Raw genomic sequence first — 25,698 nt, forward strand, 5'->3', positions numbered from 1 at the left:
TTTCTATCTAGTGTAACAAAAAAGCAGTAATATTTCAACTGCTCTTTCTTATTTATTTAGCATAAAGTAGTATCAAAAAAAGGAATTACATATAAAAAGACTTGCTATTTTATTCTATTTAAGAGATAATTGTAATAATAATATTAAAAAGGAGATTTTTATGGGAGTTTATAAAGGAAAATCTGTTGATGAGGCAATCGAAAATGGTTTATTAGATTTAAACCTCAAAAAAGAAGATGCTCATATACACGTTATTGAAAAAGGCCAAGCTGGAATCTTTGGTTTTTTTGAAAAAGAAGCTGAGGTAGAAATAACACCTTTAACTGCGAAGGAACTCAAATTAAAGAAATTGGCTCCGTATTTGAGTGCTGGAGGTTTTGTTATTTTAATTTTATTTTTTATCTTAATTGGAGTAAGCCAAAATAACAAATCTAATTCGTCTACTTCTTTGTCTTCGTCTACAAATCCTAGTTCGGTTACAGAAAAATCTACTGAAAAAACTACTAAACCTTCATCTACCTCTAAAGAATCCTCAACAAGTTCAAGTAGCCAATCTAGTTCAACTAGTTCATCATCGAACTCTGTAGAAACTTCGTCAACTAGCCCCTCACAATCTTCAACAATTACCATAGAAAACAACTCCGAATTTCAAGCGCTGCTACAAACAGAGGACCAAAGTACAATAACAGATTTTGTACAAAAATATAAAGGTAAAACGATTGAATTTGATGGAAATTTTGCTGATTTAGCTAAGGTGAAGTCAAAGTATGATATCCTTATTCATTCTGGAGATTATCATCCTGATGAAGCAACTGGACCTAATTTTAAATTTATTGAAATTAACCTTATTTCTAACCCTGTTTTCAAACCATTCAATGGTGAAAATATCAGAAAAGGACAAAATGTTCATATAAAGGCCAAAGTTGGAGCCTATAATGCCACACAAGATTTAATTTACTTATCTCCAATTGAGGTCTCGCCTAGATAAATGGTTAATATCTCTTGTTTAGTAATAATAAAAAAATGAAATCAGATTTTTATCTGATTTCATTTTTTTATTTAGCATAATCTACTGCACGAAGTTCGCGGATCACGGTTACCTTGATATTTCCTGGGTAATCGAGATTGTTTTCAATTTTCTCACGAACTTTGTGAGCCAAGATTGTGACTTTGTCGTCTTTGATTTGTCCTGGATTAACCATGATACGGATTTCACGTCCTGCTTGAAGGGCAAAGCTATTTTGCACTCCTTCAAAGCCATTGGCGATTTCTTCCAAATCATGGAGACGCTTGATGTAGCTTTCAAGAGATTCACTACGAGCACCTGGACGCGCTGCACTCAAGGCATCTGCTGCAGCAACGATCACTGCAATGACGCTTTCGGCTTCCACATCGCCGTGGTGGCTAGCAATGGTATTCACCACAACTGGGTGTTCCTTGTACTTACGAGCCAATTCCGTACCAATCTCAACGTGGCTACCTTCAACCTCGCGGTCAATAGCTTTCCCGATGTCGTGAAGGAATCCAGCACGACGGGCAAGAGCTGCATTTTCACCAAGTTCACTGGCGATGATACCAGATAACTTGGCAACTTCAATCGAATGACGCAAGACATTTTGTCCATATGAAGTACGGAACTGCAAACGTCCCATGATCTTCATCAAGTCTGGATGGAGGTTTGGCGCACCAATCTCATAGGCAGCAGCCTCACCATATTCACGGATTTTATTGTCAATCTCTTGACGGTTTTTCTCCACCAACTCCTCGATACGAGCTGGGTGGATGCGGCCGTCCTTGAGCAACATTTCCATGGTCATACGAGCAATTTCACGACGAATCGGATCAAATCCTGACAAGGTTACCACTTCTGGCGTATCGTCGATAATGACATCAACCCCTGTCAAACTTTCAAAGGTACGAATGTTTCGACCTTCACGACCGATAATGCGCCCCTTCATGGTATCATCTGGTAGGTGAACTGTCGAGTTTGTTGATTCTGCTACATAGTCACCAGCGATACGTTGCATAGCCTGAACCAAGATATCTTTCGCAATCTTGTCTGAACGTTCCTTCACCTCTTGCTCAGCCTCACGAATGCGGCTAGCAATTTCCTTGGTCAAGTTTTCCTCTGTCTGAGCCAAGATAATATCTCGAGCCTCAGTTTGGGAAAGGGAACCGATACGTTCAAGTTCAGCTTCTTTTTGTCTTTCGACTTCCTCTAATTGCTCTTCACGTGCATCAAGGTTTTTTGCTCTATCAGAAATACTTTGTTCTTTTTGTTCAAGTGTTTTTTCTTTGTTCGTCAAATTGTCGTCCTTACGGTCAAGGCTCGTAGCTCTCTCCGTCAAACGACTTTCAATTTGCTTGAGCTCCTGACGTTCTGACTTAAATTCAGCGTCCACTTCTTCACGGTATTTTCTGGCTTCCTCTTTGGCCTCCAATAGTGCTTCTTTTTTAAGAGACTTGCTTTCGCTCTTGGCTTCATTTAGCAATAAATCCGCTTCGCGCTCAGCTTGTCCTCGTAAATTAGTTGCTTCTTGTTCAGCATTTAGAAGCATCAACTCTGCAGCCTCTTGAGATGATTTCATCCTAGCTGAGATGCTGACATATCCAATGACTAAACCAATGATGACGGCAAAAACAGCAATCGCAAGTGTCATGATTTCCATGTTTTTACCTCATTAAATTTGTTTATCGAATGACATACATTCCTTAATATTCTATCATAAAAAAACAATTTTCACAAACCCAAATTGAAGAGTTTCTATTGAAATTTAGACAAAGAGCCATCTAATTCTAAGCTCTATTGTATTAATTCATATAATGGAATGTGATTAATTGTGATTTGCCCCTTCGATTCCAAAGGTAGATATTTTTTTATAAAGTTCTGATATTCTGGGGCTTCTAATTTCTCCCTGTCATTAATTGTATAATTATCTTTTATATTATTGTCTAAAACATCATAGTATATTTCAACTAGACGTTCCTCTATATCATAACCAGAATGATTACCGTTACGATAAAATACATCCTCGGTTTCTTCTGATAAAAATAAATCTCTTAACCCTATCTCCCATAAACACGATAAAAGTTGAGAAAGATAGGCCTTTTTCTTATTATATGATTTTTTATCTATGTTCGAAAAATCATCTGAAATTTCTATAAGATCTTCAATATTAAAATCTACAATCTTTGCTAACATTTCAAAATGAAAATATCCTTCAGACTCAAATAACTTGTTATATTTGTCTATCCAATTAAAACGCTTATAAGATTCAAAAAATAATACTAGAATACTCTCTGTTTCCTCGCAACCATTCATCCACTTAATAATGTAGTCTGCTTTCTCATTATTATCAGTTTTATTTGAAAGTTCTTCTAACGACTTCTGGAACTCTCTCAGATTTGGTTTTTTTGCTTTTGAATTATTATTTTTATCTTGTACAACTCTTTCCTCTATATCTACATAATAAATTTTAAAAATCAATGATAACATTTTCCCAAAGTCATCATCTCTCAATTTACTCTTTTTCAAAATGTTATCTATGACTTCTCCTGTAGATACCATTCTATTATGATTCAGCTTAAATTTATTATCAATGAGATATTTCTTTGTTGATTCTATTTCCTTACTATTTGTAAATTTGATTTTCAAAAAACGTCTTTATAAAAAATGTTTTCCCACTTCCCCAAGAACCATCCAACCAGAAGACATTATGAATAGAATCTGAACTATTTAAAAACTCCACCAGATGAGTTTGAAAAGGATAGTCACCCAAGTCATATTCCGGAAATAGCTCTGGGTCCAGTTTCTTATAACTAACTTTTTTAAAAATTATGTCTAAAAACCAGAATAGTATTGTTGGTATAGTCAGTGCTAACAATATTATTACACGATTCGCATACAAAATCGAAATAATATCTTTTAAAAAATTATAATTAGATACAAATTTATAGATAGGTAAAGCAAAGCGTTTAAATTGTTCAATCTCCAGCGCAAGATATAGTACCCATATACTGGCTATAAATATTTTATACCACTCAACAACTCTAACATTACTACTCCATGATGGTCTTTTCAATAAATATTTCAATGGTTTGAAATTCAGAATAAAATTAAGAATCCTCGTCATTGTATTTTTCATATATACCTCTTTTAATCTATATTATCATGATTATACCACAAAATAAGAGTTATTAAGCGGATTCAAGGGATAAGAATCTAATTATTATACTAATAATTTCTCACTGATTTTTTAACTTAGGAAGTCTATCATTCTCCAAAAAATTTTATCTTCAATTGCCTATCTAAAATTTCTAAAATAAAAAAGCCTACCTTTCAGTAGACTTAGTAATGATCTTTGAAGGACAAGAAAGCGATGTTATCCCCATCCATCATATAAATCAAGCGATTTTCTGCATCAATGCGACGTGACCAAGCTCCTTGATAGTCATACTTGAGTGGTTCTGGTTTCCCCATTCCTACAAAAGGATCGCGTTGAATATCCTTGATTAATTTATTGATTCTTTTTAATGTCTTCTTATCTTGGTTTTGCCAGTAGCAATAATCTGCCCAGGCATCTTCTGTAAACTTGAGCAACATCCATTACTCCTCAATCACATGTACCTGAGTGCTTCCAGCACGAACTTGAGCCATTCCTCGCAAGACCTTGTCGGAAAGTTCCTTATTTTGAGCGATTCTCAGGGTTTCCTGAATACTATCCCACTCGCTCTTTGAAAGGACTACAATATCCTCATCTGGATTTTTATTGACCACCGTTAAAGGCTCAAATTCATCGTTTACCTTTTTCATGTAGTCCTTTAAATGATTTCGGAATGTTGAGTAAAGAACTGCTTCCATAACCATACCTCGTTTTACCTCTTTTCCACTATTATACACAAAAAGAAAGAAATTGTCAGGAACTTGTACAAGATTTTTCTTTTCTATCTATTTATTCGAAAATCTTCTAAAAAAGCCTACTTTTCAGTAGACTTAGTTTGTTTCTATTCTAATGGGCACTCTGCCAAAATTCTGCTCTGCCATACTTGGCTGTCCTAGTTGGTAAATCTGGTCTGCCTTTTGCGTCATAGCATCCCAAGGTTCTTTGCCAATTCGGCTGACTAGATGGACCTGCTCTTTCAGAGATTTGAGGTGTTGTCTGCCTTTTTCAGTAAAGCCAAGAACATGGATGGCTTCTGGCAAGTCGCTTTCTCTGGCCTGCACCAAAATATAAGTCAAGAGGCGTCTGACACGCGCCTTGGTATAACGCTTGGTCGCAACTGCCTCGACCAATTCGTCAACAGACTGAGCCGTCTTGATAGCTTCCTTGATGCGCACAGCCATTTCTTGATTGACCTGATAGATCGTTGTTAAATCTGGATTTGACAAAATTTGATAGCGGAGCAAGGGAAAATAATCATCCCAGCTCACCTTACTCGCCTGCTCAAAGAGGGTAAGAGAAGGCATAAAGCGTTCTAAGAAATCTTGGTCTGATTGATGCTGACGAAGAGCTGTCGCTGAGGCAAAGTCCACTTCCTTGTCCACAGAATGATAGCCAGCTCCTTGACGCTGAATCGGATGGAGTTTGATTCTACGTCCCGCAACCGCCTTGGCATAGGCCAAAGCTAGAACATGATTGGGCGTCTTGCCTGAAAAATCTAGACCTGCAAATTCCTTCCACATGGCTTGGGTTTTCTGGGGATAAGAGAGAGAATCAGGCAGATTTTCCACAAATTTCTCCATCTCAGTACCTTGCTCTGTGTATAAGTCAGCAATTTTCTGATAATCCAGAACTTCCTCTGTCCCGAAAGCTATGCTATCAATACCTAACCGCACCAAGATATCCACAGCCCCTTGACCGAAGAAATCTGCCGCCTGAACACTGACTAAAAAGGGCAATTCCACTACCAGATCTGCTCCATTTTCAAGCGCCATCTGAGCCCGTGTCCACTTGTCCACGATAGCAGGCTCTCCACGCTGCATGAAATTCCCAGACATGGCAACGATTTTCAGTCCCTTCGCCTGATCCAGCAGGTATTTATGCCCATTATGAAAAGGATTAAACTCCGCGATAATACCTGTGATGGTCATAATGTTCTCCTACTTCTGCGCGACAAAAAACCAACGGGTGCTGGTTTCTGTCGGCTCCTTGTCCTCAAAGTCCGCATAGAGTTTGAAAGACTTAAAGCCGGCCTGTTCCAGCAAGATATCATAGGTCAAGACTTCATATGTACGCTCCTCATGCACTTCATCGTGGCGACTAAAGGAACCGTCCGCTTCCTTAACAAAGAAAGTCAACTCATGCACGATGGAGTGAGGAGCTTCGTCCTCATAGGTGTCCCAAAGCATGGCAAAATCTTCCGCATTTTCATGATAAGAATAGCCTGGAAAAACCTCATCCGTCTGGTAGGTTGAATGCACGTCAAAGATAAAGACTCCGTCTTCATTGAGGGCATTATACACTTCCTTAAAGACGTCTCCTACCTCCACCTCATCCTGCATGTAGCAGATAGAGTCCGAATAACACGTGACAAAGTCGTACTTACCTGCCTTGGATAAATCCAGCATATTGCCCTCTATAAAATCAATCTTTTGTTTGGCTGAAGTAGCTCTTTTCTCCGCAATCTTCAGCATATCCGCGCTCAAGTCAAGTCCTGTCACATCAAAGCCAGCCTGAGAAAAGCGCACAGACTGGATACCTGTTCCACAAGCCAATTCCAAAAGCTTCTTTCTCTCCTTGGTCTTAGGCAAATGACGTAGCGAAAAATCCGTCCATTTATCATATAAACTATCATCCATCACAGCATCGTAAACAGCCGCAAAGGTTTCATAAGTAGCCATATTCATGATACCAAGTCCGCCCGTAATCGGAATGAAAATTAGGAGTTTGACGATGGAGCCGAGCTCCAAGGAAGGCTGTCTATTTTCCGACGATTACAGGACGGGTTCAAATCCTTTCTAAGATACAAAAAGCGTTAAAAGCTAAGAGAAAATAGGAAACTTTCTGCTGTATCGTCAGATACAAAGGAAGTTACTCTTTTTCTCGCAGCTTTTAGCTCGTGTTCAGTTTCGAGATGAACAAAACACGACGCCCTTTACCTTTCTATCAATTTTCTAAAATAAGCAAAGAAACCCAGTTGACTACAACTGAGTTCATCTTCTAAGCAAGAGCTTCTGAAATATCTACAGAATCCGCCTCATGCCATAGTTTTTCTAGGTTATAGTGGGCACGCATTTCTTCTGAAAAGATATGCACAACAACACCACCAAGGTCCAGTAAGACCCAGCCTCCAGCTGCATCACCTTCAACATGGCTGCCTTTAAAGCCTGCTTCCGCTACTTTTTCACGGATATTATCTGCGATAGCGTCCAACTGACGACTATTCATCGAGCTAGTGATAACAAAGTAGTCTGTCACGCTGGTCAAATTTTGTACATCAAGTGCAAGGATATCCTCCGCACGTTTCTCATCAGCCGCTTTCACGACTAGTTCTAGTAATTCTTTTTCGTTCATTTAGTCCTCTTTCAAATAGTGCACAAAGGCGTTATAGGTTTCAAGGGTTTGGGGATAGATGGGGAATCCCTGATGAGCTAGATGCTCCACAGTTCTCGCTGTTTCGTAAGCCACTGCCTTATTGAGCGATAGCTCAGCAATTTCACGCGCCACATCCACTCCAGGAAAGGCACGATTGTGTTCGATATAATCTGCGACGTAGATTACCTTATCAAGATTGGTCATCTGACCAGCTCCGACTGTATGGATTTCAATAGCTCGCAGGATTTCAGGATCATGCAAATCCAAATCTTCCTGAATCTTGTAGATGCCAACCATACCATGCCAGACATTATTGCCCCAGTTTTTAAGGTCAGGGTTTAGCTGATAACGGTCAATCAAGTCTAGAAATTCCTGATCTGACAGTTTTTTAGCATAGTCGTGAAGAAGGCCTGCTAGACCCGCTTTCTCAGTATCGACTCCGAATCGTTTCGCAAGCTCTATGGCTGCACGCTCCACCCCCAAACAATGGGTTAAACGTTTTTCAGGCAGAAGCTCTGCCATTTTTTTCAACAAAGCCTCGCGGGAGCAGTTGATATAGTCTTGGTATGCCATCAGTAAAGCCCCTCCTTCTCGATGTAGTCTAGCACTGGCTGAGGTAGGAGAAAGTTAGGTTTCCAACCTTGGGCAATGAAGTCACGCACCATGCTGGACGAGATGTCCATGAGAGGCACATCCACCCAGATAACTGGATAGGAAGTCCCTGCCTTGTAGCGTGGACGCTGAACCCCTACAAACTGAACCATGTCGACCAGCTCATCAATTCGGTACCACTTAGGCAGATAGTCCACCATATCAGCCCCGATAATGAAGTAATAATCCGTATCTGGATGTTGCTCTGTCAAAATCTTCATGGTGTCGTAGGTGTAGGAAATGCCCTTACGCTCTAACTCAATGGTTTCAATGTCCAGACCTTCAATCCCCTCAATCGCCAACTCAAGCATCTTGAGCCGATGGTGCTCGGGAATGGTTTCCTTTTTATCTACATGAGGTGGTTGGTATTCGGGCATAAGCAGGACCTGATCTAGTCCCAACTGTTGTCGTACTTGGTCCGCCACAACAAGATGGGCATTGTGAACAGGGTTAAAATTTCCGCCTAAAATCCCGACTTGTTTGCGTTTTTTCTCCTTGATTTCTGGCTCCAACTCTACCTTGGTAAAGGGAGTCAATAATTCGATTGCCATAGGCTCGTCTTCCTTTAATTCTCTGTAAAAACAGTTGTTTGGAGTTTCGGTCTTAGATTTCTTTAACTTTTTTAGAAATCTTGCGATTTTCTTTCTTGCTGGATTGTTTAAACAAGATCAAAATGCGTCCGATTTTTTGGACAGTATCCACTCCGATTTCTTCTTCCAAAATTTCAGCTACTTCGTGGATGTTTTCATCTGTGTTTTGTAAGAGAGTAATCTTAATCAATTCACGCGCGTCAAGAGCTTGACGAACGCTGGTCTTGATTTGGTCGTTGAGACCATTTTTTCCAATTTGGATGATGGGTTTGAGGGTGTGTGCCTGGCTGTTGAGGAAGGCACGTTGTTTTGATGTTAATGACATAATTTCTTTAAAAGAGTTTCTTTTAATACTTTTCTGAAGTGGTGACGGACGTCAGCAAAGTCCTTCGGACTTTCATGACTAAAATTTGAGCCTAAGGTCTCAAATTTTCCGCAGTTGGTACAACTCCTTGTACCAACTGACACCACGGCGAAAAGTATTCGTTATGGGCTCGCAGAGCTCGCCCTAATCCAGATAACTCTTTCCTTTCTGTGTTTAAATGATTGCTTTGCGTGTGACGACGGCGACGCCTTCTGGTGCCCAGACGGCGACTTTGGCGGTGCCTGTTACGCGGATCCAGCCGAGTCCTGAGATGACTAGGTCTGTCTTGTCCTTGATGGTAAATACATGTTGGACTAGTTTTGGAAAATCTTCTTTTTCTTTGCTATTTGGTGGTGTGAGAAGAGTTCCCAGATGCTTGTCATAAAAGGCACTAGCGCCTTCTAGCTTGGTACGGTGGAGTTTGAGTTCATTGTCAAAGAAGGCTGTGAATCCTTGCTTTTCTCCTGATATGAAGTCAAAGCGTCCGAGACCACCTAGAAACAGGGTTTGTTCAGGGTTAAGCTGATAGGTTTTTGGCTTGATTTCCTTTTTAGGGCTGACATACTTGAGGTTTTTAGCCGTCAAGTAGTGGGCCATCTGGTGGCGGTGGATAATCCCCGGTGTATCGTAGATATAAGACCCGTCGTCAAGCGGGATCTCAATCTTGTCCAAGGTTGTCCCTGGGAAGCGTGACGTCGTGATGACATTCTGGTCACCTGTGATTTCTTGGATAATAGCGTTGATAAGGGTTGACTTTCCAACGTTGGTTACCCCAACTACGTAGACATCGCGGCCCTTACGATAATGCTCAATCTTATCAATAACTTCCTTAATTGCATGCTTGTTTTGGGCTGAAGTCAGGACAACATCTACTGGACGAAGCCCTTCTTCGTGGGCACGTTCCATGAGCCACTGACTAATCTTGCTTGGCTTAACTGACTTGGGCAGGATATCTTTTTTATTTCCCACCAAGAGGACATCATTGCCCGATACAAAACGTGGTAAGCCTGGGATGACAGAGCCATTAAAGTCAAAGATATCAATGACATTGACCACCAAGGCATCACTGTATCCCACCTCGTGCAAGAGTTTGAGAAAATCATCGTCTGTCAACTGGACATCCGTGATTTCATTGTAGTGACGGAGACGGAAACAACGTTGGCAATAGACTTCGCCAGTCTCCAAACCTTTTTCAAGTGCCGACTGGGGGGTAAAGCCAAGTCCAGCCTTGTCTGTCGTCTGAATGGTTGCTCCACATCCAATACAGAGAATTTCTTCCATAGTTAAATTCCTTTTTTATATGTAATCGGTCCGTACTTTTCAGTGATTTTTCGTATGACACGGCGCTCGCGAGCTCGGTTAATCTGCGTTTTGATGGAGTCGTGTTGGACCAAGGGTTTGACTAAAATCGAGCGAATGCCTGCACGGTGGGCTGCTCGTATATCTGTCATAAGCTGGTCTCCTACCATAACCACTTCACTTTTCTCATAGTGGAATTCCTTCATGGCACGGTCAATCCCAAATGTGAAAGGCTTCAAGGCCCAATAAACATAATCAATCCCAAATTTCTCAACTGCACGTTGAACTCGTTTTTTGGTGTTATTTGAGACCACGATGATGCGAATGCCTGCGTCCCGAAGGTCATGTAGCCATTGCTTCATCTCTGGCGTCCCATCAGGGTTGTTCCAAGCAATGAGGGTATTGTCCAGATCGACCAAAACAGCCTTGATACCCTGCGCTTGCAGGCTTGGGACTGTCAGATCATAAACTGCTTCCACAGCAAAATCTGGCATATAATTTTCAATCGCCATTCTGGCTCCTTTTCTTTTTAATTTCTAGCAATATTCTTTAAATATTGGGCTAAGACTACCCATAAAATGAGACTAGCTATCAAAATATAAATCCAAGCATTTGGTTCATCTGCAAACGGTAAGGGAACATTCATTCCGAAGAATCCTGTAATAACCGCAAGGATAGCTAGCAAGACTGAGATAATTGTCAAAGTTGTCAAATTATCATTTAGATTATTATTTAGGATGTTGTTGTAAGAGGCTGAGAGTTGTTGCAAAACTTGAGAAATCAAGTCTGTCATCGAAACCAACTGATGTGCTTCAATCATGGCATCGTCAAACTGCTCTCTTTCTACCTCATTAAAATTGCGATAAAGAGCATGCCCTTGGATATGTTCCAAGAGGAGACGATTTTGTTTGGCAGCTGCTGTCAGGTAAACCATACCAGTTTCCAAGTCAGAGAGGGCAAAAAGATTTTTTTTAGTTGTTTTTTGACGAAGAAGTGCACTGATTTCATCCTTACTTTTATCCATTTCTTCAATAACTGGATAATAAGCATTGCTTATAATCTCTAAACTGGCAAAAAGAAATTTGTAGATTGAAACAACTTCATGGCTTTCAAGGTAGGTTGCCATACGTTTAATCACATAACTATTCTTGTGATTGCTAATTGTGATCAGCCGTTGTTTTTCAACGATAAAGGTCATCGGAATCGCTTCATAATATTCTTTGTCTTTTTCTAAGTCAAGAACATTATAAATGAAGGTTACCGTTCCCGTTTCACGGTGATAGTCCATGTGGGCACGCTCATTTCTATCCAGAGCATACTCAATGGTTTCCTTGTCCAATCCATAGACATCCGAAAGGTCTTCCATGTTTTTAATCTTGTCCACATCAAGGTCTATCCATGTACAATCGTGACCTAATTTTTTCTCTACAAATAGCATACTCTCTCCTTTACCAAACTCCTTCTATTGTACCACAAATCTGCTAAAATAGCCGGCCTATTCAGTACGAGATAGATTGCTGACGACGGTGATATTACGATTGGGAACAAAGTGGAGGGCTTGATCGTCACCTCGCAGTTGCGTTGTACGGATCCCTACGCTAACGACCTTTCCAGAAACGGTAATCGGTCCATTTGTGAGAACCACTTCATCACCCACATCAAGCTGGCGTTCAAAAAGAATGAAGAAGCCATTGATAACATCAGATAGAAAGCCTTGCGCCCCCATACCAATGGCCACCCCAGCAATCCCCGCACCAGCAAGGAGGCTCGAAACTGGCAAACCTAAAATAGACAGGATACAGTAGAGCAAGAAGAAATAAAGAATGTAGTTAAAGACATTCTCTAGCAAACGAGAAATGGTCTTTTGCCTTCCTGCATCTCGATTGGAAAATTTAAGTGAGGGCTTGACAATCTTTCGTACAGTCGCATGAAGCATCTTTTTAGCTATATAAAATAGTAAAAACAAAATCAAAAGAGAAATCACCTTGGTCAAGAGATTCTCTAATATGGTTGTTAAATCAAGTTTATCAAAATAGCGTTGAAAAAAATCTTGCATATAAAACTCCTTTTCCCTATTATACCATAAAATCGCCCTTCTCTTTTCTTTCATAATTATTCAATTATCGGCCCTATTTTCAAAATATCACTTGCCTCTATAGCATATTTATACTATAATTATAAACAATACATTTGAAGGAGACTGCTATGAAACGAATCATTAGAGCCTGGACCAAGGCAAGCCTCATCAAACGAATCCTTATTGGAATGATTTTTGGAGCGACATTGGGGATGCTCTTCCCAAACCTTACAGGAATTGGTCTGCTTGGAGACCTCTTTGTAGGTGGACTGAAAGCCATCGCTCCTATTTTGGTTTTTGCCCTTGTTGCCAATGCCCTTTCCCAACATCAAAAGGGACAAAATACCAATATGAAGACTGTTATTTTCCTATATTTGCTTGGAACCTTTGCTGCTGCATTGGTGGCTGTTCTAGCTAGTTTCTTACTGCCTGTGCAAATCACCCTGACCAGTGCAAATACAGAAGTTGCTGCTCCTGATGGTATTGGTCAAGTCCTCAGCAACCTCTTGCTCAAACTGGTGGACAATCCCTTGAATGCCATTGTTGAGGCCAATTATATCGGGATTCTCTCTTGGGCAGTCGTCTTTGGTCTGGCTATGAGAGAGGCAAGTAAACATAGTAAAGAATTGCTGAAAACCATGGCGGATGTCACCTCTAAAATCGTAGAATGGATTATCAACCTAGCTCCCTTTGGAATTTTAGGCTTGGTGTTCAAGACCATCTCTGACAAGGGCATTGCCAGTCTAGCTAATTACGGTGTCCTCCTAGGACTCTTGATTGTTACCATGGCCTTTGTAGCTCTCATCGTCAACCCACTCATCGCTTTTCTCTTTATGAGGAAAAATCCCTATCCCCTTGTTTTGAAATGCTTACGTATCAGTGGTATTACAGCCTTTTTCACTCGTAGCTCTGCCGCCAATATCCCTGTCAATATGAAACTCTGCCAAGACTTGGGACTGAATCCTGACACCTACTCTGTCTCTATCCCGCTTGGTTCAACCATCAATATGGCTGGCGCTGCCGTTACCATTAACATCCTGACTCTGGCTGCGGTCAATACACTCGGAATCTCGGTAGACTTTGGGACAGCATTTGTGCTCAGTGTCGTGGCTGCCATTTCTGCCTGCGGGGCATCTGGAATTGCTGGGGGATCCCTTCTCCTTATTCCTGTCGCTTGTAGCCTCTTTGGGATTTCCAACGACTTGGCTATGCAGGTTGTCGGAGTCGGATTTGTGATTGGGGTCGTGCAAGACTCCTGCGAAACAGCCCTGAACTCTTCAACAGATGTCCTCTTTACAGCGGTTGCCGAGTATGCTACAAACCGAAAACTTCGTCTCTAGTCTCTGATTCCTCGTTAAACACTTGACTCTATTAGTTTAGGAAATTTTCATGTCCCTCACTCAACGTACAACAAAACTGATCTTAGCGACCTGTCTCGCTTGTTTTCTCGCTTATTTTTTAGATTTATCATCAGCAGTTTCAGCTGGAATTATCGCCCTCTTAAGCCTCTCCGACACGCGCAGAAGCACGCTGAAATTAGCACGTAACCGCCTCTTTTCTATGCTCCTAGCGCTCGCTATCGGTGTTCTAGCCTTTCAGCTGACGGGCTTTCACATTTGGAGTCTGGGCCTCTATCTGGCTCTCTATGTCCCTCTTTCTTACAAAATGGGCTGGGAAATCGGCATCACCCCTAGCAGTGTCTTGGTCGGTCATCTCTTGGTACAGGAATCTACTTCTCCAGCTCTCTTGCTCAATGAAGTGCTCCTCTTTCTCATCGGGACAAGCTTTGCTCTATTGGTCAACCTTTATATGCCCTCTCGTGAGAAAGCCATCCAAAGCTACCACCTTCAGGTCGAGGAAAAGTTAAAAGACATCCTGCTTCGCTTTAAATACTATCTGTCAAGAGGAGACGGGCGCAATCAAGCCCAACTCGTTGACCAATTAGACAACCTCCTCGATGAAGCCCTCAAACTGGTCTACCTGGATCACTCGGACCACCTCTTTCACCAGACGGACTATCACATCCACTACTTTGAGATGAGACAGCGACAAAGTCGTATCCTGCGAAATATGGCCCAGCAGATCAATACCTGTCATTTGGCCGCAAGTGAGAGTTTGATCTTGGCCCAGCTCTTTTCAAAGATTGCTGCCCAGCTAAGCCAGACCAATCCTGCTCATGACCTACTTGATGACATCGAACGCTATCTGCAAGTCTTCCGCAATCGGAGTCTCCCTAAAACACGTGAGGAGTTTGAAACCCGTGCCACCCTCCTGCAACTACTACGCGAAGCCGAAACCTTTATCCAGGTCAAGGTCGATTTTTACCAGAAATATGGAAACTAGAACGCAAAGAACCTCAGAGGACTTCCTCTGAGGTTCTTGTGTTTTGTATTTGGAAGGGAAGTTCTTCCTCTCGTACTATTCTCAATAAAGAAATAGCAACTCCTAGTCGTCCATCACACCACCTGTCAGCTGGTACATGAGGTAAATGTGTTCCAAGACTTTTACCTTATCCATGTGGTCTACATCTTTAAAGCCACCTAATGCTAGAAGTGGAACGAAACCAAAACATTGGTTATAAGACAAGGGACCATGTTTTAACACAGCCTGTCTATATAAATCCAGTTCAAATTTTTTTGTAATATATTCGTTATCTAAAAATCGAATAAATAAATCCATACCCTTACAAATAATATCCAAATCCTGAATATTATATTGGACAATTCCCACGTAGGCATTTTCTTCCCAAGTAATAATATCTCCAAATGCTGTTACAAACATAGGAAAAGCGACATCTCCTCTGAAATAACTATCTTGGAGAAGTTCAAGATAATCCTCTGGATTAATCACCTTCAAATAACCATCTAAAAAGGTTCCCAGACCATCCTCCTGCCAAATTTGAACCAACTCAGCTGGAACTTGATTTTTATATTTTTCAATAACATCTTTGGGCATATCTGCCACTTTTATAAAGTTTACTAACATTTTATCCTCTTTCCTGATTTTAGAAATTGTGAATCTAAGCCCTCCAATTACTCCGTAAAATTGTAGATCGATTCATTTCACTCTTCTAATTATTTGTACCGTACAGTCGCTACAAATTCTGTGTTACTTGTTTGTGGAACATTGCTATCAAACTGATAATTATATATCAAAATCAACGTATTATTGGGTGCGATATTGGCTTTTATGCCTTTTTGCTCTAAATTCTTTACAATAATGTTGTCATAGGATGCGCCCTTTAGCATGTCAAACAAATTTGTAAAGCTGGTTTCAAAAACTTCTTTTTCAATTAGATAATCATCAATATCATCAATATCAATGTTATATTGATGATAAAACATTGAAGGAATCGCCTCTCCTTCATCATCATATTTCAAAGTTATAAACTCATCTAATTCTAATTTAGTATCAAAGTTGCCAATCCAAATTGACACTGTGTTTTCTGTTTCCATGATTATACTTTCTATTTGCCATTATGCTCCTGCTGGAAGGCTTCCATTGCCTTGAACTGTTCTAGCTCTTTTTCGTTGTCAGGTTGCTGGCCCAAGTATTTATATTGAAAAAAAGAAGTTCTAGCACTTGGTCCAAAACCACTTTCGAGCCATGGTGCATAGTCGAAGTCCAAAGAGGCTTTATTGTTTTCATCCACCTTAATTGTAAAGGCAGACCACTCTGCGAGACCGTTCTCGATGAATATCTTCTTCATCTCACCACCTAAATCAAATAATTCAAAAAATTCCTTATCAAAGTCGTCTTCAGAAATGTTAAATAAAGATGGAATATCCATGTAATAATGATATTCTCCTTTATATTTAAAGAAAATACACACCACCACTAAGCGTCTTATCTATTTCAAAATTGATATAAAGATCATCCCACTCTACTGGAATCATATCGTTGGTTTGATGCACGATTTCGATAATTTTTTCATTCATTAGTTCTTCCATTCTATCCTCCGATTTGCTTGGATCTTTTTTTCGTGTTTAGTATTCCTCATCTGTGAATGGAACTGCATCCTTACTGATAGGTCACTATCATAAAAATAAGGAGCAAGACAAACAGGGCTAGACTGAGCAAGAGGGTTACAATTTTTACCAAGCGGTTGTTCTGCCAGTAGCCTGGTTTTCCGATATTGCTAGTCGCATCCATGGAAAAGAGTTGGCTTTGGCGAGGTTGGATGAGAACCAGGACAATCAAGGCGACGGCTAGGATTATTCCTATAATCATCAAAACTTCCATCATTTCACCTCAAGATTCCTAATAATGTAAAGATCAGGGTAAGAAGGATGAGCAAGCCGAGTAAAATGGAGAAGGTTTTACTGATCTTTTCTCCTCGGGTAGGCTTTTCTTTCTTAAGCGCTCCTTGCTTTAACTCTTCCATGCGTCCTTCGACATCCTTGTAAAATAAATCTTTTTTAGTCATGTCCTTCCCCTATTATCCTTTCCATCCTCTCTTGGTAAGTAGCCAAGTCCACATAGTTGGCATGACGACCTTGATGTCCAAGGGCTTGGCCCATCTTGTCAAGACTGCTGAGAGCTTCTTGAATCTTCGCAATCATGTCTCCAACAGCCTGCACATCAAAGAGGTGTTCTGGAGCTGTGTAAGGTCTGTTATGAGCTGTTTGGTCAAAGGCTAGGATGAGCATATTGTGCTCGAAGGCTTGACGGACAGCATCCAAAAGCTCGTTTCCGTAATTGATATCTAGATAGAGGTCAGACAGCTGGTAGAGTTCTCGAATCTTTTGCGGACTGGCGTTTTGATAGAGAACGACATTGGGATAGGAAAGCAAGGTCAGCAATTTGGATGACATTTCAGTCACTGCCGCGATTCGGAAGGTCACCATTGGCAAGGACTCAATCAGGGTTTCGATATGTTCGATCTGATCTGAGTTGGTAAGGATCAAGGCATCTGGTCGAACGAAGTTTTCTCTTTTGAACTGATAATGATAACCTAGATGGACAAACTTGTCATGATAGGCTGGATTGGTCAAGGCCAAGGCCTGTTCATAGGTAGCCTTATCTGGTATGAGGATCTGCTTGGCTCTCAGCCCCTCTTGCTCCAAGAGCAGCTGCATATTCCCAGGAAGGCAATCATCTAGCGGTTCTTGCCAAACCAAGATATCCTGTCCGCTCTTGTCTGGATAATGGTAGGAGACCAAGAAAGAGGTAGCTAGAGTATTAAAGAGAAGGTGGCGAGTGTCGATTCCCAAGTCTTGCAAAAAGAAGATCGTGAACTCCACTCGATTTTTAAAATGGCGCAGGGCTTGTCCGGGCAAGGTTAGGAGGATATCGCCTGTCACATGATTTTCTAGGACAATTTCCTGTCCCTTTGCATCCTGATACTTGGTCAGGATAGCCTGCCCATCTGCACTATAGGTGGTCTTGGCAAAGCAGGCTCCGTATCGGTTATAGTGGTCTGCTTGGTAGATGCGACCGGATAGGTCCTTCCAGTCGACTTGCTTGATCAGACGGGCCTGAGGAGCATCCACATAGTGAATCACGCCCCTCTCCCGAGAATCCTCTAGGATATGCGCCGACTGGTTATTGCCCGCAATCTCCCAAAACTCAGGTACGCCTACTTGGTTGAAATAAAGAGCTTTTCCCGACTCGTAACCTAGATAGTAGGTAAAGGGAGAAAGAATCCCATCTGGGAGAAAGCCGTCTGGCTCGATCACAACTGTGACATGGGACAGACCAGCAGCTTCTAGACTTTCATGTAAATCTCGGCTTTCCTGGCCATATCGATCAAATAGTTGAATCATGCAGGACCTCCTCTATCGTTTTCTTCCACTTGTCCCTTACTTTGTCTGTTAAAAATTCTCTAGCTAGGTCATAAGATGCTATTCTCATATCTGGCAAATGATTTTCCTGATAGAGCTGGCAGATCTTTTCTGCAAAGGATCTTTTAATCGCCGTTTCAACATGGTCATCCGAACTTGGGATCAAGTAACCATTTTGACCGTCCTGGATAAAGGTCTGGTTTCCATAAGGCACATCAAAGCCAATCAGGGGCAAGCCTGAACCAACTGCCTCCATCAAGGTCAGACCAAAGCCTTCACTGGTTGAGGCTGTCAGATAGACTTCGTACTGGGGATAGATCTGAGCCAGGTCTGCATGCCCCTTGAGCTGGATATAGTTCTCCGCTTGGTGAGCCGTGATGATTTCCCTTAAAAGGGACTCCTCACCCCCACTGCCATAAATGTCAAAGGTGAGCTCAGGGAGGACTTGATGCGCTTGGATAACCGCCTTGACGAGCCAGTCAATGTGTTTTTCCTTGGCCAGACGCGAAGCAGTAATGAGAGAAAAGGGCTTTCGTTCCCTAGCAGGCTCCGTCAGCTGATCAATGCTCCCAACTGGAATCGTGACGATTCGTGGACGATGCTGACTGTACTGGGCAAATTGACCTTCGAGAACTTCCTTCTGCCGATCCGTGGATACGATAAAGCAATCGACCTTGTCCGCATTTGTAAACTGATACTCATAGTAGTTGTTCCAAAGGAGATAGTCTTCGTTACTAGCATTTTCACTATAGTGCTCTGCGTGAACGACAACTGCTAGATGGGCCTTTTGTGCTTCTTCAAAAACAGCCTGACCAATCCCTGTTTCCCTATCCAAGATGACCAAATCAGACTTGCTCAAGTTCAAACTTTGCATAAAATAGCGCATAAGGGCTGGCTTTCCGTACAGAATTCGGTCCTTAAATCGATAGACCTCTTCCTGTCCTTCAGTCAGCAAGATATCGTAAGCAGTGCTGCCGTCTTCATTGAAAAAGGTTCGTTGATAGAGCCTAGCCACCTGGTCTTTGGGCGCGAAATATTCTGTACAGTAACGCGTGTAGGAAAAATAATCCTTGCGAATCAAGTTCCCCCCAAACACATACTCTGCATGCTGCACCAGATTCTTAGCCGAGTCTACCAAGTAACAGGTCACAAACTTGTCCTCGTCTGAAAAGTAGACACGCAAGACCTTGCCATCCTGCTCCCTATAACTCTCAAGGCCACCAAAAGAGGCCAAGACTTCATCAACTGTAACACTGGTCGGTGCTAGCCTGATATCTGTAAAATGATTGTAAAGCCAGATTACCTGATCATCCGCAAAGCCGATATTGGCCGTTAAATGCTGGATATTGTCTGCTAAAATCAAGTCGGTAAAGATAAACTTAGATGCTAGGTCTAAGCTTCTAAAAATCCCTGCTCGGTAGGCCTGGGCATACTCGACACCACTGCTCGCCCAACCGATTCCTAGATTTATATTGTAAATTGTCATATGATCCTCTTTTTATGGAAAATGGGTGAGAATCTCACCTTTGGGCGTTACTTCCACAATCCCAATGAGAAGATTGCGTACCATATCTGTACGGATTTGTTGCTTCATGGTTTCAAAGCCAGCATAGGCCTCCTGATAGTACTCCACGATAGGGTTCTTTTGAGAAGCAGACTGGCTCCCGATTGCTAGACTGATCTGTTGCAGGTAGTCGACTTGCTCAACCCAGTTGTCATCAATAGCCTTGAGCATGGATATTCTCAGAAAAGAATCATAGAGCTGGTGAGGTTGGAGAACTTCCTTTTTAGCTGCGATTTCCTTGGATATTATTTTCTCTAGTAACTCCCGAATCTGATCTGCATCAGCTAAATCCAGATCAGCCGGTAATTCTCTCATCCCAAAGCTAATATTGGTCACGATGAAGTGAAAGAGCTCTTGGGGACTGCTATAAGCTTTTTCTGAGATTTGTTTGGTATAGTCTGCCAGTATATCCTCAAGGATATGCTCTAAATCACGGCTCCCATCTAGCAAGCAATCTCTTTCTTTGTAGACCATCTGACGCTGAATATTGACGCTTTCCGCATACTCTAAGGTTTGTCTGCGTGTAGAGCGACTGGCACTATCACTAGCCTCTTGGGCTTTTCTGACGAGATTGCGGTACTTGCGAGCCTTGAGTAGGATGGGCTTGCTACTATCTTCCACTTGGTAGTCTTGATACAGGTCGTGAACCCAAGACGGTCCGAACTTTTTGATCACATCATCTTCAAGCGACACGAAAAATTGAGACATACCTGGATCACCCTGCCGGCCAGAACGACCTCTGATTTGCAGGTCAATTCGTCGGCTCTCCATCCGCTCAGTACCAATCACAATCAAACCGCCCAATTCTGCGACTCCTGGACCGAGTTTGATATCTGTCCCGCGACCTGCCATAGAAGTCGCAACGGTCACTGCCCCCATCTGTCCAGACTCTGCGATGATCTGGGCTTCACGCGCCACATGATTGGCATTAAGGACATTGTGGGAAATCCCCTCTCGCAAGAGCAAGGACGAGTAAAGTTGGGACATTTCAACAGATCCGACAAAGATCAGGAGTGGATTGCCTTTGGCGTGGTAGGTCTTGATAGCTTCGAGAGAGGCATAGACTTTCTCAGGGAGGGTCACATAGAGATTGTCCGGATGGTCTATTCGCCTAAGTGGGCGATTGGTTGGGATGCGAATGACAGCCATATTGTAGGTTTCGAAAAACTCTTTTTCTGCAACCTTTCCCGTTCCTGTCATACCTGAGATTTTGCGAAACATTTTAAAGAGACTCTGGTAGGTGATTGAAGCCATGGCTCTGGTTTCAGGAGAAAGCTTCACATGTTCCTTGGCTTCGATGGCTTGATGGAGACCGCCTTGAAGCTTGGTCATTTCCATCAAGCGCCCTGTTCCCTTGTCTAACAAGACCATTTCTTGCCCTCGAACCAGGTAGTCCTTGTCCTTGGTAAAGAGCGTATGAGCTCTGAGAGCATAGACTAGATGCCGAACATAACTGGCGTACTCTTCCTTGTAGAGATGATCGATTCCTAGGAATCCTTCAACCGTCTGGGCCCCCTTTCGGGTCAACCAAACTTGGTCTTTTTCTTCCTTGTAGATGTAGTCTTCTCCGTCAACCAAGGTCGTCACTAGGGTATCAATCATCCCATAATAGTTAGACTGGACGCGGGGAGAACCTGCGATAATCAAGGGAGTTTGGGCACTATCGAGTAGAATGTCATCGATTTCATCGATGATAACATAGTTAAAGGGAGGCAGGAATTTCCCCTCACGAGTTGAGGCAAGATTGTCGTTGAGATAGTCAAAGCCCAGGACACTATTGGTCGTGTAGACGATGTCTGAGGTGTAGATCTTTCTTTTCTCTTCGGCAGTCAAGTCCTCTTTTGGATCCTCTGAAAAAGGCAGACCGACAGTTAGACCTAAAAATTGGTAGACTGGGCCCATTTCGCTTGCATCCCGTCTAGCCAGATAGTCATTAGTTGTGACCAGCATGCTGCCTTTTCCCGTTAGGGCATTGAGATAGAGAGGCATAGTTGCAGTCAAGGTCTTGCCTTCACCCGTATTCATCTCTGCCACATTTCCTTGGTGGATCACGATGGCTCCCATGACTTGCACATCATAGGGAAAGAGACCCAAGACCCGTTTATCGGCCTCACGAACAAGGGCATAGGCTTCTACCAATAGCTCATCCACGGTTGCTCCCTGGGCAAGGCGCTGGCGAAACTCCTCTGTCTTTGCAGCCATTTCCTCATCACTGAGGGCAGCCATCTCTTCTTTGAGGGCGTTGATTTGGCTTAAAAGTTTCTTGACCTTTCTCAGTTGTCTTTCTTGATACAAACGATTAAACACCAGCATCCTCCTCAATAGAAAACGAAACAAAGTCAAGAGCCTCAAAACCTGCGCTAATCAAGGAAAGGCGGTAGGTGTAGGCCGCTTCAGGATAGGTGAAGCTAAAAGAAAATTGTCTTTCAATCTTCTCCTCGATGATTTCCTCATAACGGTTTAAAAAGGTCAGTTTGAGATAGAGGCCATTGGTCGGTTGAACCTGCATCTTCATAGAGAGACGGTAGGTGTGATTTTTCTTAAGAAGAGGGAGGCTGGGCTGGCTTCTAGTGGCCTGGTAGTTGACACTAGAATACCAGGTTTTAAGGGTTTCACCTGAAGCCAGCAAAGGATTTTTCAGGGTAACATGACCGTCTGCATGATAGGTGATCTGGCTACCGTAAAGATAAGTGCCTCCCATCTCGCCCCACCTAATATCCTCTCTCTTGATGATAATCATGTCTCACCTCTTCCGTATTCTTCTAGTATCATCTTATAAAAATGAATAAACCAGGCAACGTTTGTTCCTGTGTCATCATTGTGTCGACCTGCGGTTCCTTTCGACAAGATCTTGGCTCCTGTCTGACAGAGTGTCTCCACTAGTTGGTCATAGGCTCCACTATCCATATCCTCGTCCTTCATGTAAGAAAGACCAAAGGTCGTCTGGGAAAAATCAGCTTGTTTAAATCGGGTCCAAAAACGTTGGTCCAAGTCCTTCATGTCTTTCTGGCTCACTCCTCCTGTCTGAAGGTGCAAGACATCAAAGCTAGTTGGAAAGACTCCTGGCGCCTCTAGTCGGCCCCGCTGTGCGATGGTTCCTAGATTGGTCAAGGGTTTTCCGACTACGATACCCTTGGGTTCAAAGTGGGATCCATAGTAGAGGGCAGGGAAGGTTCCCATTGACAGGCCAGATAGGATCAAGTCACTTCTATCCAAGCCTAGATAGTCTAGATAGTGTTGGATGGTTGCTTGAATTTTATCTTCTAATTCCTCAGTTCCTAGGTAAAAGGCTCCTCCTTCTAATCGAGGGTCCGAAAAGAGGAGAAAGGGGCATCTGAGCTTCTTCATCATCCAGTAACCCTCAAAACCTTCCGCCGGACGGTAACCTGAGAAATAGACTGCTAGAGGAGGCTTGAAATCCCCCGGGTGAAAGAAATAGTTGATTTCCTCGCGTTTTTTGTCATGTAGGATATTGCCTCCGAGAACAAACTTTCCAAACTGTTTCCGGCTCCAGCGTTGGTGGAGATTGCCGATGTTGACCTTTCCCAGACCACGCGCTTCAAGAGAAATGCTCAGATAAGCATCATAGTCTTGCTCCACTATGATTGCTGAGGCAAAGTCTGCTTCCTCAAGGAGAATATCCTGTTTTATCTCTGAGATGGATCCTGCTGGGATCTTTCGCAAACGCAAGCGCAAGTCCACTGGTCCACTCTTTTCATATTCGAGCCAGAGTTCGATTGGCGAATGGGCTTGGACAGACTGATTATAGGCCCAAGAAGCTAGCTGGGTATAGGTCTTGCCAAAGTCTCCTTCCAGCTCCAGATATTCAAATCCTTGATAGGAGATAGAGCCTTGGAAACTCGGGTGAATCCGTATCGTAGCTGGGCTCAGCTTGTCTCCATAACCACCTTCAAAGAGGGAGGTGGAAAGGTCTCGAACAAAGCCCTGTCGGTCTGACAGATCCATTGCTTGCATACAGTGCTGTTTGATGAGATTATGAAGACCTTGATCCTGACTTGCAAACTGTTCTGGATAGAAAACCGTATAGGGTTCCAAGCTAGATGCAAAAGGCAACAAATCTACTAGATAAGCCCCATCCGTGAGAATGACAGCATGAAAGTGATCTAGATCATTCTCATCCATGATTTTCTGGATGGCAGACGGTGTGTTGGGAGGAACATGATACCAGTCAAGTTGGGCTGGTAGGGCAAGGGTATCTCGCCAATCCTCTGGACCGATTTGCAAGATCTTATATTTCTTTTCCATGAGTCACCTCCTCCAACCACTTTTCTAGCTTGATCAGGAATTGCTCCCCAGTGTGTTCCTTTATCTTTTCGATGGAATGGATCAGAGAATCATTCCACACCTGCAGGCTATCGAGATAGTAATGGGCAGCTTGAGCAAAATCGGCAGTATTTTCCAACAGATAGCCATTCTTCTGATGGCTGACATACTCTGTTTTGACCCTATTGATTTGAGGGATACCAGCACTAATCCCCGCGATCTGAGTATAAAGAAGAGGCTGACTGTTCAAATCGACAATCAAACGAACAAATTCCAGCTGCTTGATTAACTCCGATTCATCCTTCATATTGACAAACGAATAGCGCTTGCTCTGATGGCGATTGTCCTCAAGCGGATTTTCAGCTCCTTGGTAATCAACTTCCTTCTCCAGTTCCTGGTCTTGAAACTGCTCTGCAACCATCTCAGAAACACGTATTTCCAGCTGTTTCATTTCTTCTTGACTAGCAGCAAAGGCTCCAAAGACCAACTCCGTATCCTTGTTTTCAGAAAGGAAATGCAAGACCTGATAGAGCGCTTGGGCCTCTATCCCCTGCTCAAAGTCCAGTTGATAGTAGAGGATTGACTCCTTCCGAGTCTGACTCTTTCCCAGCTCCAAGCGGGTATCGAAAGGCGATAAATGACGAAACTTCGTTGCTTGTTCTGGAAAGACAGACTGAGCCAAGCGCAAGGTGTCCTCTCTGTCGACTAGAACAAGATCCACCTTATCCAGCAGACCTGCCAACTGAGGTAATTGCTCTTGAGGATTTCGTCCGATAAAAAGACTGAGAACCTTGGTGGTTTGGTGAGGCAATCGAGCTAAAAGGAAAGCATTGTGCTGGTCACATGCAGGCAGAAAATAGGTCGCTCCTTCCTCAGGGAGTTGAGCTATTTTCTTCTCAAAAAACTCCGCAATCAAATCTCCCATATCTCGGTAAGCCTTTTTTTGGAAGCGAAAAGCAAAGATAGGATTGACCTCGATACGGCCCCCATCTTGCAAATACTCTCTAAACTGCCACAGTCCCTTGGGATTGAGGTAGTCTTGGTAGAGAGCCTGACCATCTTCGTAGTAAATGACACTGGAGACAAACCCCCGATCATCCATCAGGTAGTTGGCGGACAAGAGCCCATTTTCCTTGAAATACTGAATCGTACTGATGAAACCTTCTATCCCATGCTCCACCTGAGCATAGGGCTTGCCATTCTTCAGCACCAGAATAGTAAAGGGACTGTAAACAAACTCGCAGTCCTCTTCCCACTCAATATCTCTGACCTGCAAGACCTGCGATCGAATCTCGTGAAAATCCTGTAATTCATCAAAAAGGGAATCGACCTGTACTTCTAAAATACCTTGGCGATGGAGAAAATAGCGAAGATGAGGCTGATAGGACAAAAGGAGGACCTGTGCAGGAATCCCTTGGCATTGCATCAAGCGAATCTGATTAAAGGTGTCATCAAATTCTAGCTTAAAATGAGAAAAATACCAAGGTGTCAAATCAGCATGCCAGGAACGCTCCTTGCCATACCAGGCTGGGATAAAGTAATACATCAAAA

Annotated in this window: 28 protein-coding genes and 1 pseudogene; 3 read left to right on the top strand and 26 right to left on the bottom strand. The window is 42.6% G+C overall.

All coding sequences use genetic code 11. The features are described from left to right. The first annotated feature begins 160 nt into the window (after positions 1-160). Positions 161-988, top strand: coding sequence for a DUF4839 domain-containing protein (locus A6J84_RS05705; RefSeq protein WP_095726220.1), 828 nt, complete (start codon positions 161-163; stop codon positions 986-988). A gap of 67 nt (positions 989-1,055) precedes the next feature. On the opposite strand, the gene A6J84_RS05710 is transcribed toward A6J84_RS05705, so the two are convergent. The 15 genes from A6J84_RS05710 to A6J84_RS05780 form a co-directional block, all read right to left on the bottom strand. Then, positions 1,056-2,669 carry a ribonuclease Y gene (locus A6J84_RS05710; protein WP_095726221.1) on the bottom strand — a complete coding sequence of 538 codons (1,614 nt, stop codon included), beginning with the start codon at positions 2,667-2,669 and terminating at the stop codon, positions 1,056-1,058. Positions 2,670-2,803: 134 nt separating this feature from the next. Continuing rightward, the gene (locus A6J84_RS10230) at positions 2,804-3,655 is read right to left on the bottom strand and encodes a hypothetical protein (RefSeq protein WP_225904246.1); all 852 of its coding nucleotides are present in this window, start codon (positions 3,653-3,655) and stop codon (positions 2,804-2,806) included. Beyond that, entirely contained in the window at positions 3,633-4,145 is a 513-nt protein-coding gene (locus tag A6J84_RS10235; protein WP_225904247.1) for a P-loop NTPase fold protein, read from the bottom strand. The genes A6J84_RS10230 and A6J84_RS10235 overlap by 23 nt, the downstream gene beginning before the upstream one ends. A gap of 203 nt (positions 4,146-4,348) precedes the next feature. Continuing rightward, the gene (locus A6J84_RS05720; protein ID WP_095726222.1) at positions 4,349-4,603 is read right to left on the bottom strand and encodes a Txe/YoeB family addiction module toxin; all 255 of its coding nucleotides are present in this window, start codon (positions 4,601-4,603) and stop codon (positions 4,349-4,351) included. A 3-nt stretch (positions 4,604-4,606) separates the two neighbouring features. Continuing rightward, positions 4,607-4,861: a type II toxin-antitoxin system Phd/YefM family antitoxin gene (locus A6J84_RS05725; RefSeq protein WP_000388572.1), complete on the bottom strand. Its 255-nt coding sequence runs from the start codon at positions 4,859-4,861 to the stop codon at positions 4,607-4,609. Positions 4,862-4,993: 132 nt separating this feature from the next. Next, entirely contained in the window at positions 4,994-6,091 is a 1,098-nt protein-coding gene (locus A6J84_RS05730; RefSeq protein ID WP_095726223.1) for a nucleotidyltransferase, read from the bottom strand. 9 nt (positions 6,092-6,100) lie between these two features. Beyond that, entirely contained in the window at positions 6,101-6,841 is a 741-nt protein-coding gene (locus A6J84_RS05735) for a class I SAM-dependent DNA methyltransferase (RefSeq protein ID WP_002879593.1), read from the bottom strand. 319 nt (positions 6,842-7,160) lie between these two features. After that, a complete protein-coding gene (gene rsfS / locus A6J84_RS05745; RefSeq protein ID WP_095726224.1) occupies positions 7,161-7,514 on the bottom strand; it encodes a ribosome silencing factor in 354 nt (117 codons plus the stop codon). Continuing rightward, complete coding sequence (gene yqeK / locus A6J84_RS05750; RefSeq protein WP_095726225.1) at positions 7,515-8,108, bottom strand: bis(5'-nucleosyl)-tetraphosphatase (symmetrical) YqeK; 594 nt, start codon at positions 8,106-8,108, stop codon at positions 7,515-7,517. Continuing rightward, a complete protein-coding gene (locus A6J84_RS05755; RefSeq protein ID WP_095726226.1) occupies positions 8,108-8,737 on the bottom strand; it encodes a nicotinate-nucleotide adenylyltransferase in 630 nt (209 codons plus the stop codon). Before A6J84_RS05755 ends, yqeK begins: the two co-directional genes overlap by 1 nt. Before the next feature lie 52 nt (positions 8,738-8,789). Beyond that, on the bottom strand, positions 8,790-9,101 hold the full coding sequence (yhbY, locus tag A6J84_RS05760) for a ribosome assembly RNA-binding protein YhbY (protein ID WP_049501124.1): 312 nt from the start codon (positions 9,099-9,101) through the stop codon (positions 8,790-8,792). Between the two features lie 213 nt (positions 9,102-9,314). Continuing rightward, complete coding sequence (yqeH, locus tag A6J84_RS05765) at positions 9,315-10,421, bottom strand: ribosome biogenesis GTPase YqeH (protein ID WP_095726227.1); 1,107 nt, start codon at positions 10,419-10,421, stop codon at positions 9,315-9,317. Between the two features lie 2 nt (positions 10,422-10,423). Further along, a complete protein-coding gene (locus A6J84_RS05770; RefSeq protein ID WP_000963747.1) occupies positions 10,424-10,951 on the bottom strand; it encodes a YqeG family HAD IIIA-type phosphatase in 528 nt (175 codons plus the stop codon). Between the two features lie 17 nt (positions 10,952-10,968). Further along, the gene (locus A6J84_RS05775) at positions 10,969-11,877 is read right to left on the bottom strand and encodes a magnesium transporter CorA family protein (RefSeq protein ID WP_000899715.1); all 909 of its coding nucleotides are present in this window, start codon (positions 11,875-11,877) and stop codon (positions 10,969-10,971) included. Between the two features lie 57 nt (positions 11,878-11,934). Beyond that, positions 11,935-12,495, bottom strand: a complete 561-nt coding sequence (locus tag A6J84_RS05780; RefSeq protein ID WP_001150569.1) for a mechanosensitive ion channel family protein — start codon at positions 12,493-12,495, stop codon at positions 11,935-11,937. Positions 12,496-12,644: 149 nt separating this feature from the next. Here A6J84_RS05780 and sstT point away from each other — a divergent pair, with 149 nt between their 5' ends. Both sstT and A6J84_RS05790 read left to right on the top strand, forming a co-directional pair. Continuing rightward, positions 12,645-13,856 carry a serine/threonine transporter SstT gene (gene sstT / locus A6J84_RS05785; RefSeq protein WP_084881463.1) on the top strand — a complete coding sequence of 404 codons (1,212 nt, stop codon included), beginning with the start codon at positions 12,645-12,647 and terminating at the stop codon, positions 13,854-13,856. Between the two features lie 49 nt (positions 13,857-13,905). After that, on the top strand, positions 13,906-14,859 hold the full coding sequence (locus A6J84_RS05790) for an aromatic acid exporter family protein (RefSeq protein WP_070657731.1): 954 nt from the start codon (positions 13,906-13,908) through the stop codon (positions 14,857-14,859). A 102-nt stretch (positions 14,860-14,961) separates the two neighbouring features. Here A6J84_RS05790 and A6J84_RS05795 read toward each other — a convergent pair whose 3' ends face one another. The 11 genes and pseudogenes from A6J84_RS05795 to asp1 all read right to left on the bottom strand — a co-directional run bounded on the left by A6J84_RS05795 (position 14,962) and on the right by asp1 (position 25,693). Then, positions 14,962-15,501 (bottom strand): T6SS immunity protein Tdi1 domain-containing protein, encoded by a 540-nt coding sequence (locus A6J84_RS05795; protein WP_049479125.1) that lies wholly within the window; start codon positions 15,499-15,501, stop codon positions 14,962-14,964. 89 nt (positions 15,502-15,590) lie between these two features. Further along, on the bottom strand, positions 15,591-15,971 hold the full coding sequence (locus tag A6J84_RS05800; protein ID WP_049479126.1) for an immunity 22 family protein: 381 nt from the start codon (positions 15,969-15,971) through the stop codon (positions 15,591-15,593). 11 nt (positions 15,972-15,982) lie between these two features. Further along, positions 15,983-16,466, bottom strand: a pseudogene (locus tag A6J84_RS05805) (TIGR01741 family protein). 70 nt (positions 16,467-16,536) lie between these two features. Continuing rightward, positions 16,537-16,761 carry an accessory Sec system protein Asp5 gene (asp5, locus tag A6J84_RS05810; protein ID WP_049479127.1) on the bottom strand — a complete coding sequence of 75 codons (225 nt, stop codon included), beginning with the start codon at positions 16,759-16,761 and terminating at the stop codon, positions 16,537-16,539. A gap of 1 nt (position 16,762) precedes the next feature. Further along, entirely contained in the window at positions 16,763-16,942 is a 180-nt protein-coding gene (gene asp4, locus A6J84_RS05815) for an accessory Sec system protein Asp4 (protein WP_000161925.1), read from the bottom strand. Continuing rightward, the gene (gtfB, locus tag A6J84_RS05820; protein ID WP_095726228.1) at positions 16,935-18,281 is read right to left on the bottom strand and encodes an accessory Sec system glycosylation chaperone GtfB; all 1,347 of its coding nucleotides are present in this window, start codon (positions 18,279-18,281) and stop codon (positions 16,935-16,937) included. Before gtfB ends, asp4 begins: the two co-directional genes overlap by 8 nt. Then, positions 18,265-19,785, bottom strand: a complete 1,521-nt coding sequence (gtfA, locus tag A6J84_RS05825) for an accessory Sec system glycosyltransferase GtfA (protein WP_095726229.1) — start codon at positions 19,783-19,785, stop codon at positions 18,265-18,267. Before gtfA ends, gtfB begins: the two co-directional genes overlap by 17 nt. Positions 19,786-19,797: 12 nt before the next feature. Next, a complete protein-coding gene (gene secA2, locus A6J84_RS05830) occupies positions 19,798-22,170 on the bottom strand; it encodes an accessory Sec system translocase SecA2 (RefSeq protein ID WP_095726230.1) in 2,373 nt (790 codons plus the stop codon). Beyond that, a complete protein-coding gene (gene asp3, locus A6J84_RS05835) occupies positions 22,163-22,603 on the bottom strand; it encodes an accessory Sec system protein Asp3 (protein ID WP_095726231.1) in 441 nt (146 codons plus the stop codon). Before asp3 ends, secA2 begins: the two co-directional genes overlap by 8 nt. After that, complete coding sequence (gene asp2, locus A6J84_RS05840) at positions 22,600-24,129, bottom strand: accessory Sec system protein Asp2 (protein ID WP_095726232.1); 1,530 nt, start codon at positions 24,127-24,129, stop codon at positions 22,600-22,602. The genes asp3 and asp2 overlap by 4 nt, the downstream gene beginning before the upstream one ends. Beyond that, positions 24,113-25,693 carry an accessory Sec system protein Asp1 gene (asp1, locus tag A6J84_RS05845; protein ID WP_095726233.1) on the bottom strand — a complete coding sequence of 527 codons (1,581 nt, stop codon included), beginning with the start codon at positions 25,691-25,693 and terminating at the stop codon, positions 24,113-24,115. The genes asp2 and asp1 overlap by 17 nt, the downstream gene beginning before the upstream one ends. Between the last annotated feature and the right edge of the window lie 5 nt (positions 25,694-25,698).

The organism is Streptococcus sp. FDAARGOS_256, assembly GCF_002289235.2.
Classification (GTDB): domain Bacteria; phylum Bacillota; class Bacilli; order Lactobacillales; family Streptococcaceae; genus Streptococcus.

Excerpts from the sequence above, each read along its gene's own strand:
- gtfB (WP_095726228.1), bottom strand. The coding sequence starts at position 18,281 with ATGATTCAACTATTTGATCGATATGGCCAGGAAAGCCGAGATTTACAT.
- asp4 (WP_000161925.1), bottom strand. The coding sequence starts at position 16,942 with ATGACTAAAAAAGATTTATTTTACAAGGATGTCGAAGGACGCATGGAA.
- A6J84_RS05800 (WP_049479126.1), bottom strand. The coding sequence starts at position 15,971 with ATGGAAACAGAAAACACAGTGTCAATTTGGATTGGCAACTTTGATACT.
- A6J84_RS05775 (WP_000899715.1), bottom strand. The coding sequence starts at position 11,877 with ATGCTATTTGTAGAGAAAAAATTAGGTCACGATTGTACATGGATAGAC.
- A6J84_RS05755 (WP_095726226.1), bottom strand. The coding sequence starts at position 8,737 with ATGGCAATCGAATTATTGACTCCCTTTACCAAGGTAGAGTTGGAGCCA.
- rsfS (WP_095726224.1), bottom strand. The coding sequence starts at position 7,514 with ATGAACGAAAAAGAATTACTAGAACTAGTCGTGAAAGCGGCTGATGAG.
- yqeK (WP_095726225.1), bottom strand. The coding sequence starts at position 8,108 with ATGGCATACCAAGACTATATCAACTGCTCCCGCGAGGCTTTGTTGAAA.
- A6J84_RS05770 (WP_000963747.1), bottom strand. The coding sequence starts at position 10,951 with ATGGCGATTGAAAATTATATGCCAGATTTTGCTGTGGAAGCAGTTTAT.
- A6J84_RS05720 (WP_095726222.1), bottom strand. The coding sequence starts at position 4,603 with ATGTTGCTCAAGTTTACAGAAGATGCCTGGGCAGATTATTGCTACTGG.
- yhbY (WP_049501124.1), bottom strand. The coding sequence starts at position 9,101 with ATGTCATTAACATCAAAACAACGTGCCTTCCTCAACAGCCAGGCACAC.
- yqeH (WP_095726227.1), bottom strand. The coding sequence starts at position 10,421 with ATGGAAGAAATTCTCTGTATTGGATGTGGAGCAACCATTCAGACGACA.
- A6J84_RS05725 (WP_000388572.1), bottom strand. The coding sequence starts at position 4,861 with ATGGAAGCAGTTCTTTACTCAACATTCCGAAATCATTTAAAGGACTAC.
- A6J84_RS05790 (WP_070657731.1), top strand. The coding sequence starts at position 13,906 with ATGTCCCTCACTCAACGTACAACAAAACTGATCTTAGCGACCTGTCTC.
- A6J84_RS05795 (WP_049479125.1), bottom strand. The coding sequence starts at position 15,501 with ATGTTAGTAAACTTTATAAAAGTGGCAGATATGCCCAAAGATGTTATT.
- A6J84_RS05710 (WP_095726221.1), bottom strand. The coding sequence starts at position 2,669 with ATGGAAATCATGACACTTGCGATTGCTGTTTTTGCCGTCATCATTGGT.
- A6J84_RS05735 (WP_002879593.1), bottom strand. The coding sequence starts at position 6,841 with ATGGCTACTTATGAAACCTTTGCGGCTGTTTACGATGCTGTGATGGAT.
- A6J84_RS05730 (WP_095726223.1), bottom strand. The coding sequence starts at position 6,091 with ATGACCATCACAGGTATTATCGCGGAGTTTAATCCTTTTCATAATGGG.
- asp2 (WP_095726232.1), bottom strand. The coding sequence starts at position 24,129 with ATGGAAAAGAAATATAAGATCTTGCAAATCGGTCCAGAGGATTGGCGA.
- A6J84_RS05705 (WP_095726220.1), top strand. The coding sequence starts at position 161 with ATGGGAGTTTATAAAGGAAAATCTGTTGATGAGGCAATCGAAAATGGT.
- A6J84_RS10235 (WP_225904247.1), bottom strand. The coding sequence starts at position 4,145 with ATGAAAAATACAATGACGAGGATTCTTAATTTTATTCTGAATTTCAAA.
- A6J84_RS05780 (WP_001150569.1), bottom strand. The coding sequence starts at position 12,495 with ATGCAAGATTTTTTTCAACGCTATTTTGATAAACTTGATTTAACAACC.
- gtfA (WP_095726229.1), bottom strand. The coding sequence starts at position 19,785 with ATGACAATTTACAATATAAATCTAGGAATCGGTTGGGCGAGCAGTGGT.
- sstT (WP_084881463.1), top strand. The coding sequence starts at position 12,645 with ATGAAACGAATCATTAGAGCCTGGACCAAGGCAAGCCTCATCAAACGA.
- asp3 (WP_095726231.1), bottom strand. The coding sequence starts at position 22,603 with ATGATTATCATCAAGAGAGAGGATATTAGGTGGGGCGAGATGGGAGGC.
- asp1 (WP_095726233.1), bottom strand. The coding sequence starts at position 25,693 with ATGTATTACTTTATCCCAGCCTGGTATGGCAAGGAGCGTTCCTGGCAT.
- asp5 (WP_049479127.1), bottom strand. The coding sequence starts at position 16,761 with ATGATGGAAGTTTTGATGATTATAGGAATAATCCTAGCCGTCGCCTTG.